This window comes from Flavobacterium sp. (assembly GCF_036782315.1).
Lineage (GTDB): Bacteria > Bacteroidota > Bacteroidia > Flavobacteriales > Flavobacteriaceae > Flavobacterium.
Genome location: NZ_DAIPZK010000003.1, coordinates 112,949 through 133,150 on the forward strand (window position 1 = coordinate 112,949; position 20,202 = coordinate 133,150).

General features: G+C 32.7%; 16 protein-coding genes and 1 tRNA gene. 11 read left to right on the top strand and 6 right to left on the bottom strand.

Features of this window, described 5'->3' with window-relative positions; translation table 11 throughout:
• Nucleotides 1-124 precede the first annotated feature (124 nt).
• The gene (locus tag V7P59_RS04180) at nt 125-1,441 is read left to right on the top strand and encodes a hydroxymethylglutaryl-CoA reductase, degradative (RefSeq protein ID WP_333808910.1); all 1,317 of its coding nucleotides are present in this window, start codon (nt 125-127) and stop codon (nt 1,439-1,441) included.
• The gene (locus tag V7P59_RS04185; RefSeq protein WP_333808911.1) at nt 1,441-2,355 is read left to right on the top strand and encodes a GYDIA family GHMP kinase; all 915 of its coding nucleotides are present in this window, start codon (nt 1,441-1,443) and stop codon (nt 2,353-2,355) included. Before V7P59_RS04180 ends, V7P59_RS04185 begins: the two co-directional genes overlap by 1 nt.
• A 55-nt stretch (nt 2,356-2,410) precedes the next feature.
• Here the strand turns inward: V7P59_RS04185 and V7P59_RS04190 are convergent.
• Nucleotides 2,411-2,483, bottom strand: a tRNA-Phe gene (locus tag V7P59_RS04190).
• Nucleotides 2,484-2,605: 122 nt separating this feature from the next.
• On the opposite strand from V7P59_RS04190, the gene V7P59_RS04195 reads away from it, so the two are divergent.
• The 7 genes from V7P59_RS04195 (at nt 2,606) to V7P59_RS04225 (ending at nt 10,225) form a co-directional block, all read left to right on the top strand.
• Nucleotides 2,606-3,340, top strand: a complete 735-nt coding sequence (locus V7P59_RS04195; RefSeq protein ID WP_333808912.1) for a type III pantothenate kinase — start codon at nt 2,606-2,608, stop codon at nt 3,338-3,340.
• Entirely contained in the window at nt 3,333-4,616 is a 1,284-nt protein-coding gene (locus tag V7P59_RS04200; RefSeq protein ID WP_333808913.1) for a hypothetical protein, read from the top strand. The genes V7P59_RS04195 and V7P59_RS04200 overlap by 8 nt, the downstream gene beginning before the upstream one ends.
• A gap of 19 nt (nt 4,617-4,635) precedes the next feature.
• A complete protein-coding gene (locus V7P59_RS04205; RefSeq protein ID WP_333808914.1) occupies nt 4,636-5,997 on the top strand; it encodes a tetratricopeptide repeat protein in 1,362 nt (453 codons plus the stop codon).
• A gap of 1 nt (nt 5,998) precedes the next feature.
• Nucleotides 5,999-6,556, top strand: a complete 558-nt coding sequence (lptC, locus tag V7P59_RS04210) for an LPS export ABC transporter periplasmic protein LptC (protein ID WP_333808915.1) — start codon at nt 5,999-6,001, stop codon at nt 6,554-6,556.
• A 50-nt stretch (nt 6,557-6,606) separates the two neighbouring features.
• Nucleotides 6,607-6,798, top strand: coding sequence for a hypothetical protein (locus V7P59_RS04215; RefSeq protein WP_333808916.1), 192 nt, complete (start codon nt 6,607-6,609; stop codon nt 6,796-6,798).
• A 4-nt stretch (nt 6,799-6,802) separates the two neighbouring features.
• The gene (locus tag V7P59_RS04220) at nt 6,803-8,068 is read left to right on the top strand and encodes a hemolysin family protein (RefSeq protein ID WP_333808917.1); all 1,266 of its coding nucleotides are present in this window, start codon (nt 6,803-6,805) and stop codon (nt 8,066-8,068) included.
• A gap of 99 nt (nt 8,069-8,167) precedes the next feature.
• Complete coding sequence (locus V7P59_RS04225) at nt 8,168-10,225, top strand: peptidylprolyl isomerase (protein ID WP_333808918.1); 2,058 nt, start codon at nt 8,168-8,170, stop codon at nt 10,223-10,225.
• 51 nt (nt 10,226-10,276) lie between these two features.
• On the opposite strand, the gene V7P59_RS04230 is transcribed toward V7P59_RS04225, so the two are convergent.
• The 4 genes from V7P59_RS04230 to lepA form a co-directional block, all read right to left on the bottom strand.
• A complete protein-coding gene (locus tag V7P59_RS04230; protein ID WP_333808919.1) occupies nt 10,277-10,714 on the bottom strand; it encodes a LexA family protein in 438 nt (145 codons plus the stop codon).
• On the bottom strand, nt 10,705-11,970 hold the full coding sequence (locus tag V7P59_RS04235) for a Y-family DNA polymerase (protein ID WP_333808920.1): 1,266 nt from the start codon (nt 11,968-11,970) through the stop codon (nt 10,705-10,707). The genes V7P59_RS04230 and V7P59_RS04235 overlap by 10 nt, the downstream gene beginning before the upstream one ends.
• A 60-nt stretch (nt 11,971-12,030) precedes the next feature.
• Complete coding sequence (locus V7P59_RS04240; protein ID WP_333808921.1) at nt 12,031-16,290, bottom strand: T9SS type B sorting domain-containing protein; 4,260 nt, start codon at nt 16,288-16,290, stop codon at nt 12,031-12,033.
• A 127-nt stretch (nt 16,291-16,417) separates the two neighbouring features.
• Nucleotides 16,418-18,214: a translation elongation factor 4 gene (lepA, locus tag V7P59_RS04245; protein ID WP_333808922.1), complete on the bottom strand. Its 1,797-nt coding sequence runs from the start codon at nt 18,212-18,214 to the stop codon at nt 16,418-16,420.
• Between the two features lie 161 nt (nt 18,215-18,375).
• Between lepA and dusB the strand changes: the two genes are divergently transcribed.
• On the top strand, nt 18,376-19,371 hold the full coding sequence (gene dusB / locus V7P59_RS04250) for a tRNA dihydrouridine synthase DusB (protein ID WP_333808923.1): 996 nt from the start codon (nt 18,376-18,378) through the stop codon (nt 19,369-19,371).
• A 20-nt stretch (nt 19,372-19,391) separates the two neighbouring features.
• A complete protein-coding gene (locus tag V7P59_RS04255; RefSeq protein ID WP_333808924.1) occupies nt 19,392-19,706 on the top strand; it encodes a hypothetical protein in 315 nt (104 codons plus the stop codon).
• Nucleotides 19,707-19,751: 45 nt separating this feature from the next.
• Here the strand turns inward: V7P59_RS04255 and V7P59_RS04260 are convergent, their stop codons facing one another.
• The gene (locus V7P59_RS04260; protein WP_026725323.1) at nt 19,752-20,111 is read right to left on the bottom strand and encodes a nuclear transport factor 2 family protein; all 360 of its coding nucleotides are present in this window, start codon (nt 20,109-20,111) and stop codon (nt 19,752-19,754) included.
• Between the last annotated feature and the right edge of the window lie 91 nt (nt 20,112-20,202).

The following is a 20,202-nucleotide window of genomic DNA, read 5'->3' on the forward strand; positions in this document are numbered from 1 at the left end:
TTATGTTCTTAAAAAACCTCCAATTTTAGTGATTTTTTTACAATTAAAGCAATTTTTAACCAATAATTTACAAAAAACTATCAACTTGCTTTTTGTATCTTTGTTTTAAATTTTAAGATTTGCTATGACACAAAATGTAAAAGGTTTCTCAAAACTTTCAAAAGAAGAAAAAATAGATTGGATAACTTCAACTTACTTTTCTGATTCAGAAGAAGCGAAAATCAATTTAAAAAAATATTGGAATTCGGACGAAAACTTACAAAAATTACACGACGAATTCATCGAGAATACTTTAACTAATTTTTATCTTCCTTATGGTGTTGCACCTAATTTTACCATTAACGGAAAAAGCTATACAGTTCCTATGGCAATTGAAGAAAGTTCAGTTGTGGCAGCCGCGTCAAAAGCAGCAAAATTTTGGGGCGAACGTGGTGGTTTTAAAACTACAATTATCAATACCGAAAAAATTGGACAAGTTCACTTTCTTTTCAATGGAAGCACAGAGAAACTAACTACTTTTTTTAATAAGATAAAACCCATTTTCTTTGAAGATACACAAGAAATTACCAAAAACATGCAAAAGCGTGGTGGCGGAATTTTGGACATCGAGTTAAGAAACAAATCCAATGAAATTCCAAATTACTATCAACTACATGCTACTTTCAACACTAAAGATAGTATGGGTGCGAATTTCATCAACACGTGTTTAGAGCAATTTGCTAAAACTTTAGAAAATCAAGCTCAAGATTATACCAATTTTACTTCGGAAGAAAAAAATATTCAAATTATAATGAGTATTTTGAGTAATTATGTACCAAATTGCCTTGTAAAAGTTGAAGTTTCTTGTCCGATAGACCAACTTTCAGATGATAAAAATATCGACTCAAATGAATTTGCTCAAAAATTTGCAACCGCAGTTCGCATTGCTGAAGTTGAACCTTATCGTGCCGTAACACACAACAAAGGCATCATGAACGGAATTGACGCTGTGGTATTAGCAACTGGAAACGACTTTAGAGCTGTTGAAGCAGGAATTCATGCATATGCAAGTAAATCAGGACAGTATTCGAGTTTATCACATGTAAAAATTGAAAACAATATTTTCACTTTTTGGATGGAAATTCCGTTAGCTCTAGGAACTGTTGGCGGATTGACTTCATTACATCCATTAGTAAAATTCTCTATGGAATTATTAGGAAAACCATCGGCAGAAGAATTAATGCAAATTGTAGCCGCAGCTGGTTTAGCGCAAAACTTCGCAGCACTTCGTTCGCTTACGACAACTGGAATTCAACAAGGACATATGAAAATGCACTTAATGAATATTTTGAACCAACATCATGCTAACAAAGAAGAAAAACAAAAAGTTTTAGAATATTTCAAAGACACAACCGTTTCGCATAGTTTAGTGGTAGATTATTTGGAAAAAATTAGAAGTTAATGGAAACCCTCACCTTTTACAGTAACGGAAAATTACTCATTACAGGAGAATACGTTGTTTTAGACGGTGCGAAAGCATTGGCTTTACCTACAAAATTTGGGCAAAGTTTAGTAGTGAAATCAGGCATAAATCATCAAATCAAATGGACGAGTTTTGATGCTGATAAAAGTATTTGGTTTGAAGCTGTAATTTCATTTGAAGAAATAAGAAATAAAATCAATAGTGATAAAAATTCCGCTATAAAAAACACTTTGATTGAAATTTTACATCAAGCTTTTATTCAAAACCCCACATTTTTAGAAAAAGAAGGTTATGAAATTGAAACTCACTTGACATTTCCAAGACTTTGGGGATTAGGAACTTCTTCTACTCTTATAAATAGTATTGGCGATTGGCTTGATATTGATGCATTTGAATTATTACAAAAAAGTTTTGGAGGAAGTGGCTATGATATTGCTTGTGCAAAATCAAATTCGCCCATAGTTTATCATTTAGAAAATGAAAAACCACATTTTAAGCCGATTCACTTTAACCCTTCATTCAAAGAAAACATTCATTTTGTATACTTGAATCAAAAACAAAGTAGCAAATTGGCGATTGCTAATTATATGTCGAAACACCATCATGTAAATACAGTAATTTCAAAAATTAACACCGTTACTTACGAAGCCATCGACTGTAAAGAAGGTGCAGCATTTGCCAAACAAATGGAAAAACATGAAGTTATTATGAGTGATGTATTAGAAATTGAAACAATTCAAGAAAAACTTTTTCCTGATTTTAAAGGTGTAATCAAAAGTTTAGGCGCTTGGGGAGGCGATTTTGTAATGGCAATTTCTAAAGACAATCCTAAAGACTATTTTAAAGACAAAGGCTACACAGTAGTACTTTCGTATGAAGAAATGATTTTATAAAGCTGTTTTACAAACTAATATAAAACAAAAAAACCACTCTAAAGAGTGGTTTTTGTGGTACCTCCAGGAATCGAACCAGGGACACATGGATTTTCAGTCCATTGCTCTACCAACTGAGCTAAGGTACCTTTACAATTTTAAGCGTTACTGCTTGTTGATTGCGGGTGCAAATATAGAACCATTTTTATATTTTCCAAAACAAATATTAAAAAAAATCAATTTGTATATTTGCAATTCCAAAAACAAAAACATGCTTTTAACTATCGATGTTGGAAATTCAAGAATTAAAGTTGCTGTCTTTGAACACAATAAGCAAATCGATTTTTTCACTTTTGAAACAAATGAAGCCTTAAAAAAAATTGAAAAAATTTTTCAAAAACATTCCAATCTGCATAAAATCATACTTTCTTCAGTTGGAAATCTTGATGAAATTGTTTTGAACTACATCAAAAGTCAGTTTTCAACAGAAATAATTACACATAAATCTAAATTCCCTTTCAAAAATTTATACACAACACCTGAAACTCTCGGAATTGACAGGATGGTTTTAGCTGCGGGGGCAACATTACAATTCCCTAAACAAAATAGATTAGTAATTGATGCGGGAACTTGTATCACTTATGATTTTGTAAACTCTAATGATGAGTATTTGGGCGGAGCTATCTCTCCAGGGCTTTCCATTCGTTATAAAAGTTTAAACAATTATACATCAAAATTACCGTTACTAACATTAAATGATGATTTTGAAATTATTGGAACTAGTACAAAAAATGCCATTCATAGCGGTGTAATTAATGGCGTAATCTTTGAAATTGAAGGTTTTATTTCCCAATATTCTCTTAAAAATCAAGATTTAACAATAATTTTAACAGGTGGAGACTCAGATTTTTTGGCTAAAAGATTAAAAAACACCATATTTGCCAATTCAAATTTCTTGCTAGAAAGTTTGAATTTATTATCTATATATACACATCAAAATGATTAAAAAACTTATAGTATTTGCTAGTATATTTTTTTCAATAGTTTCTTGGAGCCAAGACAATACAGCATCTCCTTATTCTCATTATGGGCTTGGCGAAATTAGACTCAAAGGAACTGAAGACATTAGAACTATGGGAGGTTTAGGAATTGTAGCCGATAGTATTCATTTAAATTTACTTAATCCTGCTTCTTATTCAAAATTAAAATTTAGCACTTTTGCAGTTGGAACCACTTCTTCTTTTTCTAAATTAGAAACAAATTTCACTAGTGAAAAAGCACAGCGAACTAGTTTAAACTACATTGCTGTAGGAATACCAATTAAAAAACTTGGCTTTACTTTTGGCCTAATGCCTTTTTCTTCTGTTGGTTATCAAATAGAAAATAATGAAACCAATACCAACGGAACAATAGACACTTCGGATGACACGGAAAGAAACAAAAGAATTACCGGAAATGGTAACATCAATCGTTTTTTTATTGGCACAGGTTATTCTATAAATAAAAAATTTAGCATCGGCTTAAACTTTAATTACAATTTCGGAGAAATCGAAACAGATTATGTAGAAAGTATTTACTCACCTATAATTTTACAACTTAGAAGTAGAGAAAAAAACATTTCAAACATTACAGGAGTTTCTTTTACAACCGGCTTATTTTATAAGACAAAACTAGACAATAAACTTGATCTTTATTCAAGTTTTACATTTAGCCCAGAAGCTAAATTAAACTCAAAGAATCAAAGAAATATTGCTACTATCATTTACAACATTAATGGAACCGAATTAGTTAGCAACCCATCTCAAGATATTCCTGTCGCAGATAGTAAATTAATTATTCCTACAAAATATAGTTTTGGTGCTGGTATTGGAAGAAATAACAAATGGTTAATTGGAACTGAAATTACTTTTACAGAGAACAGCAAAATGAAAAATCGTACTGGAGAAATTGCAAATGCAAGTTTTGAAAACTCAACTAGAATAGCACTTGGCGGTTATTATATTCCAAAGTATGATTCCTTTTCAAATTACTTTAGTAGAGTAATTTATAGAGCTGGTTTTAGATATGAGAATACTGGATTAGTGTTAAGAAATGAAAGTATAAACGATTATGGCATGACTTTTGGTTTAGGTTTACCAGTAGGATTATCCAAAATTAACTTAGGATTTGAATTTGGCAAAAGAGGGACAACTACTCAAAACCTAATTCAAGAAAATTATTTTAACCTAAACATCGGATTATCCTTAAATGATTTATGGTTTAGAAAAAGAGAGATTAATTAACCTATTATATTACCAAACAATGAAAACGAAATTAACTTTATTTTTTATAGCAGCGGCTAGTTTTTTTGTTCAAGCTCAAAATACTGAAGCTTGTACCGAAACCTTAAGCTTAATGGCTTCATCTGTTAAGGCTAAAGACGTTGCGGCTTACGATTATTTAACAACATTAAGAAAAGATTGCCCTTCTTTTCATAAAAGTATTTATACACAAGGTGAATTTGCTATAAAATTGAAAATAGAAAAAGCAGCAAACGCACAAGAAAAAGAAAAATATGTTCGTGATTTATTAAAATTATATGACGAACATGACCAACATTTCCCTAACAATGGCGCTGGAAATAAGATGAAAAAAGGACTTGCTTTGTTTGAAAACAAAGTAGGCAACAACGAAGAAGTATTTCAATTATTAGATGTTGCATTTAAAACCGATTATGCAAATTTCAAATATGCAAAAGCAATCTATGTATATTTCGAAATTCTAGTAAATAATCACAAAGCAAATAAAGGTGTTGAATTACAACAGGTATTTGACAAATACGACGATTTAACAAAAAAACTTGAAGAGGAAGAGAAAGAATTATCTGATGAAAAAGATGGTCTTTTAAACAAAGAAGAAGCTGGACAAGCCTTAACTGAAAAAGAAAGCCTTAGAAAAGCTAGATTAGAAAATAATCTTGAAATCTTTGAAAATGTTAGAAATGATATGGACAATATCATTTTAGAATTGTCTACTTGTGCGAAGTTAATTCCATTTTACCAAAAAGGATTTGAACAAAACAAAACTAATGAAGAATGGTTAAAAAGAGCTACAAATCGTTTAGATGCTAAAGGTTGTGATTCTGATCCATTGTTCTCTAAAATGTCTGAAGCGCTTTATAAATTAAATCCAAGTGCTGAAGCTGCAGAAAAATTAGGTATAGTGGAGTATCAAAGAAAAAATGTAACTAAAGCGATGGAATATTTTAACCAAGCAGCTAGTTTACAAACAGATAATACTAAAAAAGCAAATATCTATTATAAAATAGCAAGCTTATACAGCAAAACTAACAAAGTTCAAGCTCGTACATATGCAAGAAAAGCATTAGAAGTTAAACCTTCTTACGGAAAGGCTTATTTATTAATCGCATCATTATATGGTAGCAGTATAAATGAATGTGGTAATACTCAATTCGAAAAAAGAGCAATGTATTGGTTAGCTGCTCAATATTGCGACAAAGCTGCAGCCGTGGATTCAACTTTGAAAGGAAAAGCAAGTAGCGATGCTGCTAAATATAGAGCAGCGGCACCTTCAAAAACTGAAATTTTCCAAGAAAATAAAGCAGGTCAAAGAATTGCTTTTAACTGTTGGGTAGGTGAAAGTGTAGTGGTTCCAAACTTGTAAGATGAAGCTATTCATTAAAAATAATATTCTAAACATGGTCACGATTTTTATCGTGACTATGTTTTTTTCATGTGAAAGCGACATCAAAAAGGTACAACAACTTAGCAAAACTAGTTTTATTCCTACAGGTGAGGCCGACACTATAAATTTAAAATATACCGACTCTGGACAAATAAAATCTATTTTAAAAAGCCCAAAAATGTTGGATTTCAGCAATATTACTAATCCTTTTACTGAATTTCCTAAAGGTATCCACGTAACCTTATTTGACAACAAAGGAAATACAACTATAGTGGTTGCAAATTATGCCATTTCTTATAAAAAAACCGACATTATTGATCTCCAAGGAAATGTAACAATCACCTCTCAAAACGGCAAAAAACTAGAAACTTCTCAATTGTATTTTGACCAAAAAAATGAATGGTTTTTTACTGAAAAACATTTTAAATATACTGATGAAGCAGGCGGATATCTAGAAGGGCCTGGAGTAGATTTTAGCAAAGATTTCAAAATCTTTAATATGCAAAGAAGTAGCGGAGAAGTAAACACTTCTGAATAAATAATTGTTTTGCATTTCAGTTTTCACTACATTTGATAAAATTAATTACTATGACTTATTTAAAATTTATTCAATATATCTATTTAATTTTTGCAGGATTCTTTTTTTATGATGCATATAAAAAATATGCTGAAGGAAGACCATTCAACGATATACTTTTAAGTATAATTATTGCTGTTGTTGCAATTGGAATGTTCTTTTTTAGAAGGCATTTCCAAAACAAATATCAAAACAGAAAATAATTAAATGGAAATTGCCATTATTGTAATTTGTTTATTGCTTTCGGCATTCTTTTCAGGAATGGAAATTGCTTATGTTTCTTCAAACAAAGTATACTTATCTATTGAAAAAAGACAACAAAACTTTAATGCTTCCATACTTAATAAATTAACTGAAAAACCTTCACAATTCATTACGGCAATGCTCGTGGGCAACAATGTTGTGTTGGTAATTTATGGTATATACTCAGGTGATTTAATAATTGAATGGTTAAATAATTATTTTACATTTACATCATTCGTGGGTTTGTTATTACAAACCTTACTATCAACTGCAATCATTTTACTAACAGCAGAATTCCTTCCAAAAGTATTTTTTCAGATATATGCTAATTCGTTTATAAAGTTTTTTGCAGTTCCTACTTATTTCTTTTACCAATTATTCTTTTGGCCAACCAAATTTATCATTTGGATTTCCGATATTATTCTGAGAAAATTCTTTAAAACTCCAGGAGATCAAGTGCAAGAATATTTTAGTAAAGTTGAATTAGGAAATTACATTACGGAACAAATGAACAATGTGTCACATGAAAATGAAATTGATTCTGAAATACAAATTTTTCAAAATGCTCTTGAATTCTCAGATTTAAAAGCTCGAGACATTATGACACCACGAACCGAAATTAGTGGTGCTGAGATTCTTGATTCAATAGCAGAATTAAAAGACACTTTTATTAAAACAGGTTATTCAAAATTGATTATTTATCAAAATTCAATTGATGATATTTTAGGTTATGTGCATTCCTTTGAGTTGTTTAAAAAGCCTAAGACTATAAAAAGCATCATGATTCCAGTTGAATATGTTCCAGAAACCATATTTATAAAAGACGCATTAGATTTACTTACTAAAAAAAGAAAAAGTATAGCCGTTGTTTTAGATGAATATGGAGGCACGTCAGGCATAATAACAATTGAAGATATAATCGAACAACTTTTTGGCGAAATTGAAGATGAACACGATTTAGATGAAGAATTAATTGATGAATTAATTGAAGAAAACACGTATTTATTTTCTGCCCGATTAGAAGTAGAGTTTTTAAATGAAAAGTATAATTTACAAATCCCTGAATCAGATTCCTATACTACTCTTGGTGGTTTTATTGTAAATTATACGAATGAAATTCCTACAAACGAAGAAAAAATTAAAATTGAAAATTTTGAAATTGTTATTCATTCTGCGAGTAATAAAAAAATTGAATTAGTTCGTTTTTCGATAAAAGAAGAAAAAAGATAAAAATCTTTAAAAATTTGAAGTAAAATATGACTTTACTATTTTATTATTAAATAGATAATTGTATTTTCGCCCTCTGAAAAAAATTAAACACAAATAAAAATGGCAGTTTTATCTAAAATTAGACAACGTTCATTCTTCCTAATTATTATCATTGCTTTAGCATTGTTTTCATTTGTATTAGCAGATGTAATTCAAAGTGGCACATTTGGCAGTGGAGCTAGTGATGTAGGTTCAGTTAACGGAACAGACATTGAAGCACAACAATTCATGCAAAATGTGGCAATGATTGAAAAACAAGGACAAGGAACTAGCACAACTCAAGCTATGAATAGTGCTTGGGAACAAGAAGTTAGAAGAATTATCCTTTCTGAAGAATTTGACAAATTAGGCTTGAAAATTGGTAGCGAACAATTAATTAACGTTATCAAACAAAACCCTAACTTGGCTCAAAATCCTCAATTTTTGAATGCTGCGGGTCAGTTTGACGAAAATAAATTCAAAGAATTTTTAAAAGGAATCAAAAACGCTCCAGACCAAACACAATGGTTACAATGGAAGGAATTTGAAGCAAATATTGAAAGATTTGCAGTTGAACAAATGTACAACACTATGATTAAATCTGGTGTTTACACTACTAAAGCTGAAGGTAAATTTCAATATCAGTTAGAAAACGATAAAGCAGATTTTGATTATGTAACGGTTGCTTTTTCAACTGTAAACGATGATCAGGTAAAAGTTTCTGATGCTGAGATTATCGATTTCATGAAAAAATCTCCTAAAAAATATAAATCAGATAATACTACAAGTATTGATTTTGTTTTAGTTGAAAACAAACCTTCTAAAGAAGATGAGCAAGCAATGTTATCTTCTATTGGAGAAGTTAAAGTTAAATTTGATTCAGTTGTGAATGTTGGTGAATTCGTTAATGCAAATTCAGACATTAAATTTGACTCTACCTATTTAGCTAAAAAAGATTTACCTTTAGACTATCAAGAAGCATTATTTAACTTACCAATTGGTGGAGTTTATGGCCCATATGTTTTCAATGGTCATCAATGTATCTCAAAAATGATTAAAAGAAAAGCTAATGCTAGTGCAAAAGCAAGTCATATTTTAATTGCATTCAAAGGAGCAGAACGTTCTTCTGCAACTAGAACAAAAGAAGAAGCACAAGCTCTAGCTAATGATTTATTAGCACAAGCAAAAGCAAATCCAGCTAACTTTGCTATGTTAGCAATGACTAATTCTGATGATCCAGGATCAAAAAACAATGGTGGTGAATATGACAATATCACCCCAGGTCAAATGACACCAAAATTCAATGATTTTGTATTTAACAATCCGGCTGGAACAATTGGACTTGTTGAAACAGAATTTGGTTTCCACGTGATGAAAGTTTCTGAAAAATACGATGCTGTTTTAATGGGAACTGTTGCTCAAAAAATTCAACCTTCTGAAGCTACGATTGATGCGATTTACACTAAAGCAAGTCAATTAGAAGCAGACGCTAATGAAAATTCTGACTTTGCAGCTTTAGCTAAAAAAGCAGGTTTAGAGGTTATTCCAGCAACAAACTTAAAAGGTTATGATGAGTATGTTCAAGGAATAGGTTCTCAAAGAGAAATTGTAAGATGGTCTTTTAACAAAGATACTGAAGTAGGTGATGTTAGACGTTTTGAAGTACCACAAGGATTTGTTATTGCAAAATTAAAAGACAAAAATACTAGTGGTTTATTACCTATTGATATTGCAAAACAATCTGTTGAACCAATCATTAGAAATCAGAAAAAAGCTGAAATTATTAAGAAGAAAATGGCTGGCGCTTCTTTAGAGGCTGTAGCAAAAGCATCTGGTGCTTCTGTTCAACCAGCATTAGGAGTTTCGTTAAAAATGCCTGTTCTTCCAAATATTGGTAGCGAACCTAAAGTAGTGGGTAAAGCATTTGGTTTAGCTGCTGGTAAAACTTCAGAAATTATTGAAGGAAATTCAGGTATGTTTATGGTAAGAGCAAAAGCTGTAACTAAAGCTCCAGGAGTTCCAAGTTATACAACTTACATTACACAAGAAAGAGCTCAAAATCAATCTTATGCCATTTCTAAAGTTTTCACAGCTTTAAAAGACAAAGCGGATATTAAAGACAATAGAGCTAATTTCTAATAGCTATTTACTCATAAAAAAGAGGCTGATATTTTTTATCAGCCTCTTTTTTTATTTCATTTGTTTGATAGCATACGTTACAATTCCCCAAATGATTAATTGATTTTCTTCTCTAATCACTATAGGCTCATACTGCGGATTTTCAGGCATTAAATACACCTCATCATTATCTTTCTTAATTCGTTTTACCGTAAACTCACCGTCAATCAAACAAACCGCGATAGCATTGTTTCTTGGCTCTAAACTTCTATCTATTACTAAGATATCACCATCATCAATTCCTGCTCCAATCATTGAGTTTCCACTGGCTTTTGCGTAAAATGTAGCTTCTTTATTTTTAATGAGCAGATGATCTAAACTCAATTTAAGCTCCTCAAAATCAGCTGCTGGCGAGGGAAAACCCGCTTTTATTTCTCCTGTAATGAAAGAAGTTGGAATAGGATTCTCTAAATCAGGAATGAAGAATGTTATTTTTGGTTTTACTTGCATTGCACTTCCAATAGTTCATTAAAATTAGTTGTATACCGTTTTGACAAATGATTCTGCTTCATTTTCCATGTTCTTTTCAAATCTTGATTTGCCAATCTTATTTTACGTTCACCTACTTTTTCATGATAAGCATCCATAACTTCCATCAACCTTTGAAACTTTGGATTCTCCTCATCAAACAAATGAAACTGCTTTTGATTAGACGGAATAATCTCAGTAACAATTACGCCTGCTTTTTTATAAACGGCGCCTTCTTCGTATAATTCGTTTAACATTTGTACTGCCAAACCACTAATTGAAAATGCTGTGTTACTTGGAAAAGTTAACGTTTGTAAACGATAAAAACTATATTTTGAACCGTCTGCCTTGAATTTATTTTTACTCAAATACAAAATAACACCATAACAACACGAGTTTTGTTTTCGCAATTTCTCGGAACAAACACTAGCAAAAGTTACGACGCGTTCTTTAAGCTCATTGAAATCAGATATGTCTTTTTCAAAACTACGGGTAACCGCAATGTTTTTTTTAGCTTTTGGCTCCTCCATTTCTAACACCGATTTACCTTCAAGCTCATACTTCAACCGCATTCCAACCACTCCCATTTCTTTACGAATAAACCCTTCATTATGAGGTAAAGTAAAGTCATACGCAGTTAAGATTCCTTTGGCATGCATTTTCTTATTTAAACGAAAACCAATTCCCCAAACATCACCAATTTTAGTCCATTTTAACGCTTTGATTCGTTTTTCATCGGTATCAATTACATAAACTCCTTGTGTTCGCTCAGGAAATTTCTTAGCAATATGATTTGCTATTTTTGATAATGCTTTAGTAGGTGCAAAACCAATTCCTGTGGGAATACTTAACCACTTTATAATACGCTTACGAATTTGCAAACCATATTCATGATAATCTAATATATTTTGACCTGAAAAATTCAAAAAAGCTTCATCAATACTATAGACTTCCACATTAGGTGTAAAATGTTCTAGCGTTTTCATCACGCGGTGACTCAAATCCCCATACAATGCATAATTAGAAGAAAAAACATGAATATTATGTTGTTTTATCAAATCACGAACTTTAAATTCGGGCGCACCCATGGAAATTCCTAATGCTTTAGCTTCATTACTACGCGAAATAATGCAACCATCATTATTAGACAATACCACAACTGGTTTGCCATTTAACTGAGGTTGAAAAACTCGTTCACATGAAACGTAAAAATTATTACAATCGACTAAAGCATACATTTGGTAAAGTTACTTCAACTTTCACAAAAAGAAAATGAGTCAATTGTTAATGTTAATAAATTATCGTTTTAAAGAAAAGTGTGCTTTAAAAATTTGTTTAGTAGTTTCATTTTGAGGTAAATATTCTACGGTAAACCAATAATCAGTTGAAGGTAATTTTTCTCCATTAAAAGTACCATCCCAACCTGAACTTGCAGGCGACATTTGTTTCAAGAATTTACCATAACGATCAAAAATATTAATCACCGCATCGGGTTGATGACTTAAATCCCAGATATTCCAATTATCGTTAACTCCATCTGCATTTGGTGTAAAGTAATTTGGATAATTAATAATATAAATTGGACCTACAATTGTTGGCGAACAACCACCTAAAATATCGTAAATATTTACGTAATATGCTCCAGTTGGTAAATTTGTAAAGACGTTACTCGATTGATATTCAGTGACGCTTCCATCTGGATAAACCAATTGATAGAGATAATCTCCAAACCCACCGGTTAAATTCACTGTAATGAACGTGTTATTTTCAAACGGTGTACTTACAGTAAAATCAGCCACAGCAGGTCCTGATTGCGTAATTGTTACAGTAGTCGTATTATAATTACAATTTGCTCCCACATCAGGTGTAAGTTTGATAAATTCAACGGTGTAAACTCCAGCTTGTGAAGCAGTATAACTTGGTCCAGTACCCATTAAATTACCATTCAAATACCAATTCACCGTAAAAAAGGCAGGATTTAAACCAGAATTCATCGTAAATGTTCGTAACACATCTCCCGTTTGAGAATCTACACAAATAATTCCTCCTTGAATCACGATATCAAGTAAAGGATGAACAGTAAATGTGAATGAAATTTCATCATTACAATTCGGATTACCAATAGCGGAAGCGTACACATAGTAGGTATAAGTTCCAGGAGTCGTAATGTTCAAATTCGTAATTGAATCAGCAGCATTACCCCCTGACTGAGAATAATAACCAATATTATACGTTGTTGTTGGCAATGTTGGCAATACATAATTTCCACATTCTTCATTATCGAAAACCAATCCTAAAGCTGCTAAATTTGGAGTTTCGGAAACTATAATATCAAAACTATCTTCTTGCGTACAAATGATTCGGTCTCCGTTTACGGCATAGACATAAATTGTTGTTGTAGTATTAGGCGTATTAAAAACAGTTCCAGGCGGCACAGGATTTACACCATTTGGTGCATAAAAATAACCAATAGTATAATTAAAAGGTGTAGGTGCCACGTGGGTTAATGCGGGTAATTGATAATTTTCAAATTCACACACATTCACATTTGTATAATTTGGTAAATTAATACCGTTATAAGTAATCGTGAAAGGACGATTGATTTCGCAACCTGTTGTGGTATCAATGTTATACAAATAGAAAGTTTGAGTAGTATCAAAAACTTGAGTTGAAGAAACGATCGTTCCACCGCCACTTGGCCCACCAGGTGCTGTATATACAGTTCCGTTAACTGGAGTTGTAATGGAGTAAGGCAAACACTCCGTTCTACTGATAACATTATCTGCAGGTGGAAATGGATTTAAAGTAATGGTAAAACTTGATTCGTTTTCACAGCCGTTAGCATCAATACCATTGTAAATATAATAGGTTCCCGGTGATAAATTCACACCCGATAAATCAATTCTATCACCAGCATTTAACTGCACTTGTCCAGGAATTGTTGGGCCACCAGATAAAGTATAATACGTTCCATTAGTCAAAACAGGTAAAACAAACTCACCGCAATGAGTTCCACTTGGAATGGTATCTACTAAAGGTAACGGATGAATCGTAATGTTATAATTTAAGTTAGAAGTACAATTGGGTAATGTAGTCGTATTCGTAAAATAGTAAACCACTTGCGATGAAGTTATGTTCAAATCGGTAATTTGAGTTCCACCACCATTAGGCGCAGTATAATACCCTCCGAAAGGAACTGCAGGTAACGTATAAACACCACAACCGGAAGTAGCTGTAAAAACCGTTGTATCTACCAAATCAATTCTAAAATCGTTTTGAAGTGTACAATTCCCGGGAGTTCCTGAACTTGTGGTATGTGCCAATTGATTATAAACATAATAAACGCCAGGAAAATTTGGTCCATTTACACTTATTACATCACCTGCAAACAAAGGAGTTCCAGTTCCATTAGGCCCAGAAAAATAATTTCCATTTGTTAAAGCAGGTAAAACATAGCTGTTACAAGTAACAACATCAGCAGGGTCATCAACCAATGGCAAAGGATGAACATAAAAAACAAATTGTTCATCTCTACAAAACACTCCGTTTATTTCAGCGTAATAATATAAGGTTACCGTAAAAGTTGTTGCCGTAGTATTTAAATACTCTGTGCCAGCTGGAACGACAACTCCAGTTCCAGTTGGCCCTCCAGGTTGTGTGTAAAAATTACCAACATTTTCTGGAGGTGTAGGTACCACAAATCTACCACAATGGTCTAACTGTGGGACATATTCTTCAATCAAAGTTAAGTTAAAACTGGATTCATTGGTACAACCATTAGCATCAGGACCAGCAAAAATGTAGTAAGTCCCACCATCTACTAAAATATCTCCAATATTAAATTGCACTTGACCAGGAGTCGTTGGACCACCCGGTAAAAGATAATAAGTTCCATTTACAATAACAGGTAAAGTAAACTGGCTACATTCTATTGGATCTGGAATATCATCTACTAATGGTAAAGGATTAACCGTTATAGTAACCGAAGTAACATCAAAACAACTTGGATTCGAGTTATCTTGAATTCGAATTCCAACTGTAATTGTTGGTGTTCCAATTGGAATTGAAATAGATGTTATAGGATTTGTTGCTGAAGTAGCATCTCCAACCGAATTATAATAGGTTACCGTATAATTTACTGGCGATTGTCCATTCAAAACTTCATTGGTTGTTGTACTTGTAAAAGTATAATTAGTCCCTCCTTGCCCTTCACAAATAGAAATTGGACTAGGAGGAGTTGCAACAGCAGCATTATTAACAATCAAATCAAAAGGATATTGCGCATCACAGAAATTTCCTGAAATGGTATTAAATATTTTAATATAAATCGTTTGGCCACCAGCGCTAGAATAAGTTGCTAAATTTCCGTTCGGAATGGGATTGTTAGCCGTAATATCAGCAAGTGATTCATAATAAAAAACATCGTAAATAGTGGTATCAATACCTAAAGTAGCTTCATTATTAGCCGTAAGATTAAAATTATAAGTTGCAGCGCCTGTATTACAAGTAAGTAAGTTTGACGGATTTGTAACTGCCAAATCAGTAAAGACGATAGTATCTGTAATAACACAAGTTCCTCTTACCGCTTCAACCGCATAAGTTCCTGCATGAGTTACTGTATAAGTTGAATTGGTTTCACCTGGAATAGGATTTCCATTTTCGTACCAAGTATAAGTGAAGGTATTATCTAAATTGGTATTCAAGAGAACTTCATCTCCTGAACAAATAATTTGATCATTCCCTAAATCTAAAGTAGTGGTAAAACTTCCAGCAGCTATGAAAACTGCAGAATCAAAACCAGTATTTGCATAGTCACCAATCACTAATCGAATTCTATACGGCGTATTTGGAACGACTGTTGAAGAAGCATTCATAACCACAGTTTGTCCCCTCATATTCAAAGCCGAAGTAGGATTACCCACATTATATGTTCCAAAAAAACTTGGATTAGTAGAAGCGCAACTATTATTAGGACTCGATGGATCGTTGTAAATACTATTTCTAATTGTAGTAACCGAAACTGGTGTACTTGTACCTGGAATCACAGCGAGATTTGTTGAAACTCCAGAAGACAAATCGGTTAAAACAAAAGCAAAAACATCACTGAATTCACATTGATAAAAACCATATTCGTTTGAAGCGAACAGGAAATTAAAACTAAAACTATTCGAAAGCGGAATAAAATCAAACTCTAAAAATTCGGCATTTACAATTGGACTTGTTCCTCCAATGCTATTACTTAAATTTTGCAAAAAAGCATCACCTGCTGCTGTTACAGAACTACTCAAATTAACCCCTGTATAAGGCCCTTGTGTAAAAGCCGCCACACCATTTCTAATAATAATTCCCTCTGTAATAGGAAATGTTGAGCCATTTCTATTAAAATACGCTACTGATTGGGTTGATGAAACCGAAATGTTTGAAACTTGAACACAAGAATTTCCCAAAAGTAAATTAACTAATTGCGCGGGAGTATAAGATGAATTATCAACTGTTATAGCTTGCGAAAACAAACAATTAGAATATATAAAGGCGAATATATAGAGTAGTCTTTTCAAAATCTGTTAAGAATTTAAAATAATTGATATAAATATAACAAAAAAAGAGATTTAAAAAGAAATTAAAAAAGAAAAAGTTTGAACATTATTAAATATTCAAACTTTTTGTTAATTATGTAATTAATTACTAATCGTTTAGCTTCAAAACCGCCATGAACGCTTCTTGTGGAATTTCTACATTTCCAACCTGACGCATACGTTTTTTACCTTTTTTCTGTTTCTCTAAAAGTTTACGTTTACGCGAAATATCTCCACCATAACATTTTGCTGTTACGTCTTTTCTTAAAGCTTTAATAGTTTCACGAGCAATTACTTTTGCCCCAATTGCAGCTTGAATAGGAATATCAAACTGTTGTCTTGGGATTAATTCTTTTAGCTTCTCACACATTTTTTTACCAATATTATACGCATTACTTTCGTGAATTAAAGCCGAAAGCGCATCTACTGGTTGTGCATTTAATAACACATCCAAACGTACTAATTTCGATTCACGCATTCCTATTGGATGGTAATCAAAAGAAGCATATCCTTTAGAAACTGTTTTTAATCTATCATAAAAATCAAATACGATTTCCGCTAATGGCATATCGAAATTCAGCTCAACACGCTCCGTTGTTAAATAGGTTTGATTTGTAATTAAACCACGTTTTTCGATACACAAACTCATTACGTTTCCTACGAAATCCGCTTTTGTAATAATGGTTGCTTTGATATATGGTTCTTCTACTCTATCTAATTTTGAAGGCTCTGGTAAATCCGAAGGATTGTTTACAATTAAAATAGTATCAGGCTCTTTTTTAGTAAATGCATGGTACGAAACGTTAGGAACCGTAGTAATAACCGTCATATCAAACTCACGCTCTAAACGCTCTTGGATAATTTCCATATGTAACATTCCTAAGAATCCACAACGGAAACCAAATCCTAAAGCCGCCGAACTCTCCGCTTGGAAAACTAACGAAGCATCATTCAATTGTAACTTTTCCATTGAAGCACGTAAGTCTTCGTAATCTTCTGTATCTACAGGATAAATTCCAGCAAAAACCATTGGTTTTACATCTTCAAATCCTTGAATTGCATTTTGAGTTGGCTCTTTGGCATCGGTAATTGTATCACCAACTTTAACTTCTTTTGCCTCTTTAATTCCAGAAACTAGATATCCTACATCTCCAGCTGAAATCACACTTTTTGGAACTTGATTTAATTTCAAAGTTCCCACTTCATCAGCAAAGTATTCATTTCCAGTAGCCATGAATTTAATCTTCTGCCCTTTTTTCATTTCTCCGTTAATCACACGAAAAATTACTTCAATTCCTCTAAACGGGTTATAATGAGAGTCGAAAATCAAAGCTTGAAGTGGTTCGTTTGGATCACCTTTTGGGGCTGGAATTTTCTCAATAATCGCTGCCAAAATATTTTCAACACCAAAACCTGTTTTTCCAGAAGCATGAATAATATCTTCTAATTTACAACCTAATAAATCGATAATATCGTCACTAACTTCTTCAGGATTAGCACTAGGTAAATCTACTTTATTTAAAACTGGGATAATTTCCAAGTCATTTTCTAACGCCAAATACAAATTTGAAATCGTTTGTGCCTGAATACTTTGCGCCGCATCTACAATCAACAAAGCGCCTTCACAAGCCGCAATCGAACGAGAAACCTCATACGAGAAATCTACGTGACCTGGAGTGTCAATTAAGTTTAAGATATAATCTTCTCCTTTGTATTTGTACTCCATTTGAATGGCGTGACTTTTTATGGTAATACCACGTTCGCGCTCTAAGTCCATGTTATCTAGTAACTGAGCTTTTTCTTCGCGAGCCGAAACGGTTTGTGTAGCACTCAACAATCTGTCGGCTAACGTACTTTTTCCGTGGTCAATGTGTGCAATAATGCAGAAATTTCTAATGTGTTTCATCTTTCAATGTAAAGTTCAGGTACAAGAGCCATTTTCATCTTCCAAACTCTTGTTCGTTTAATCTGCAAATATAAGCTAAAGTTTTGGAATTTAAACCTGACAGGTTTCAGAAACCTGTCAGGTTTAAAAATTTCTTATCTTTGCAAAAAAATTGAAGCACCATGCCTAAAATTGGTAACATCATACTACCTGATTTCCCTTTATTATTAGCCCCAATGGAAGATGTAAGCGACCCACCATTTCGTCGTTTATGTAAATTACACGGAGCTGATTTAATGTATTCTGAATTTATTTCTTCGGAAGGCTTGATTCGTGATGCGATGAAAAGCAAGCAAAAATTGGATATTTTCGATTACGAACGTCCAGTTGGAATTCAGATTTTTGGTGGTGATGAAGAAGCGATGGAAATGAGTGCTAAAATTGTAGATACCGTTCAACCTGATTTGGTCGACATCAATTTTGGTTGTCCTGTTAAAAAAGTAGTTTGTAAAGGTGCTGGAGCTGGGGTTTTAAAAGATGTAGATTTGATGATTCGCTTAACAAAAGCCGTTATCAAAGGAACAAGCTTACCTGTTACTGTAAAAACGCGTTTAGGTTGGGATGAAAATTCGATTAATATTGACGAAGTTGCCGAACGTTTGCAAGATATTGGTGTTCAAGCCTTAACGATTCACGCTAGAACTCGTGCACAGATGTACAAAGGGCATTCCGATTGGTCGCACATTCAACGAGTGAAGGAAAATCCGAGAATTACGATGCCAATTTTTGGAAATGGCGATATCGATTCTCCAGAAAAAGCTTTGGAATACAAAAATAAATACGGTTTAGATGGCATGATGATTGGTCGCGCTGCGATTGGTTATCCTTGGATTTTTAATGAAATTAAACATTATTTCGCCACAGGAGAAAAACTAGCGCCACCAAGCATGAATGACCGAATTGAAGCCGCAAAAAATCACTTAATTTGGAGCGTAGAATGGAAAGGCGAACGTTTAGGCATCAACGAAATGCGTCGTCATTATACCAATTATTTCAAAGGCATTCACGGTTTTAAAGAATACAAACAAAAATTGGTCACCACAGATGGGATCAATCAATTATTGGATGTGTTTACTGAGATTGAGCAGGTTTATGCGGATTATGTTTTTGAAGGGTAATTTAAATGTAGGTAAACAAAATGAAAAATATCATTGATTATCTTACGATTAAATCTACAATTAACGAATTGGCAAAAACTGAAAATAACACTTTAGTAGATAGGCTACTCGATACCTTAAACAACAACAAAATTCCTAAACCTGAAAAACACAACAAAAAGGAAGATTTAGAAACTAATCATTACAAAATAGATTTATCAAAAAAACAATTAAACGACATAATTGATTTACTAATAGATTTGGAAGTCGAAAGTCTTACAATAGATGGAGAATCTACACCATTAACAAGCCATATCACCTCTTTAATTGATAAATGGTCATCTATAAAAGTTTAATATTATGTGATTTCTCCTTATGTCGAAATGACAACAAAGAGATTTTTACCCATGATACACCCTAGAAAACACAATCTTCCCTTCTTTAATTTCTAAAACTTCAGCTACTAACATATCGGCTTCGCCTGCTACTTGACGAGTGTATTCCATAAAAACTCGATCAGTGTTAGCGGTTAATGAAGTTACTTTGTAGTGCAATGTTGGTAATCTATCAAATGCGTCTTGCCACCAAACGCGCATCGCTTCTTTTCCAATGATTAAGCCATTAGTTTCGGGTTGACGAATTTTTAATTTCGGACTGAAATGTTGGGCTTCGTCGTCGTATAGTTCTAGTAACTTCTCTAAGTTTTTCGTATTAAAAGCATCAAACCATTTAATGGCGATTTGTTGTAGTTGATTGGGCATAGATTACACTATTTTTTATTTGAAACACATAGACATATAGGTTTCATAGTTTTAAAAAAAGTCGTTTCACTCTGCATAGAAAACATAGCGT

Excerpts from the sequence above, each read along its gene's own strand:
- V7P59_RS04215 (WP_333808916.1), top strand. The coding sequence starts at position 6,607 with ATGACTTATTTAAAATTTATTCAATATATCTATTTAATTTTTGCAGGA.
- lptC (WP_333808915.1), top strand. The coding sequence starts at position 5,999 with ATGAAGCTATTCATTAAAAATAATATTCTAAACATGGTCACGATTTTT.
- dusB (WP_333808923.1), top strand. The coding sequence starts at position 18,376 with ATGCCTAAAATTGGTAACATCATACTACCTGATTTCCCTTTATTATTA.
- V7P59_RS04260 (WP_026725323.1), bottom strand. The coding sequence starts at position 20,111 with ATGCCCAATCAACTACAACAAATCGCCATTAAATGGTTTGATGCTTTT.
- V7P59_RS04200 (WP_333808913.1), top strand. The coding sequence starts at position 3,333 with ATGATTAAAAAACTTATAGTATTTGCTAGTATATTTTTTTCAATAGTT.
- V7P59_RS04185 (WP_333808911.1), top strand. The coding sequence starts at position 1,441 with ATGGAAACCCTCACCTTTTACAGTAACGGAAAATTACTCATTACAGGA.
- V7P59_RS04235 (WP_333808920.1), bottom strand. The coding sequence starts at position 11,970 with ATGTATGCTTTAGTCGATTGTAATAATTTTTACGTTTCATGTGAACGA.
- V7P59_RS04195 (WP_333808912.1), top strand. The coding sequence starts at position 2,606 with ATGCTTTTAACTATCGATGTTGGAAATTCAAGAATTAAAGTTGCTGTC.
- lepA (WP_333808922.1), bottom strand. The coding sequence starts at position 18,214 with ATGAAACACATTAGAAATTTCTGCATTATTGCACACATTGACCACGGA.
- V7P59_RS04255 (WP_333808924.1), top strand. The coding sequence starts at position 19,392 with ATGAAAAATATCATTGATTATCTTACGATTAAATCTACAATTAACGAA.
- V7P59_RS04180 (WP_333808910.1), top strand. The coding sequence starts at position 125 with ATGACACAAAATGTAAAAGGTTTCTCAAAACTTTCAAAAGAAGAAAAA.
- V7P59_RS04230 (WP_333808919.1), bottom strand. The coding sequence starts at position 10,714 with ATGCAAGTAAAACCAAAAATAACATTCTTCATTCCTGATTTAGAGAAT.
- V7P59_RS04205 (WP_333808914.1), top strand. The coding sequence starts at position 4,636 with ATGAAAACGAAATTAACTTTATTTTTTATAGCAGCGGCTAGTTTTTTT.
- V7P59_RS04220 (WP_333808917.1), top strand. The coding sequence starts at position 6,803 with ATGGAAATTGCCATTATTGTAATTTGTTTATTGCTTTCGGCATTCTTT.
- V7P59_RS04225 (WP_333808918.1), top strand. The coding sequence starts at position 8,168 with ATGGCAGTTTTATCTAAAATTAGACAACGTTCATTCTTCCTAATTATT.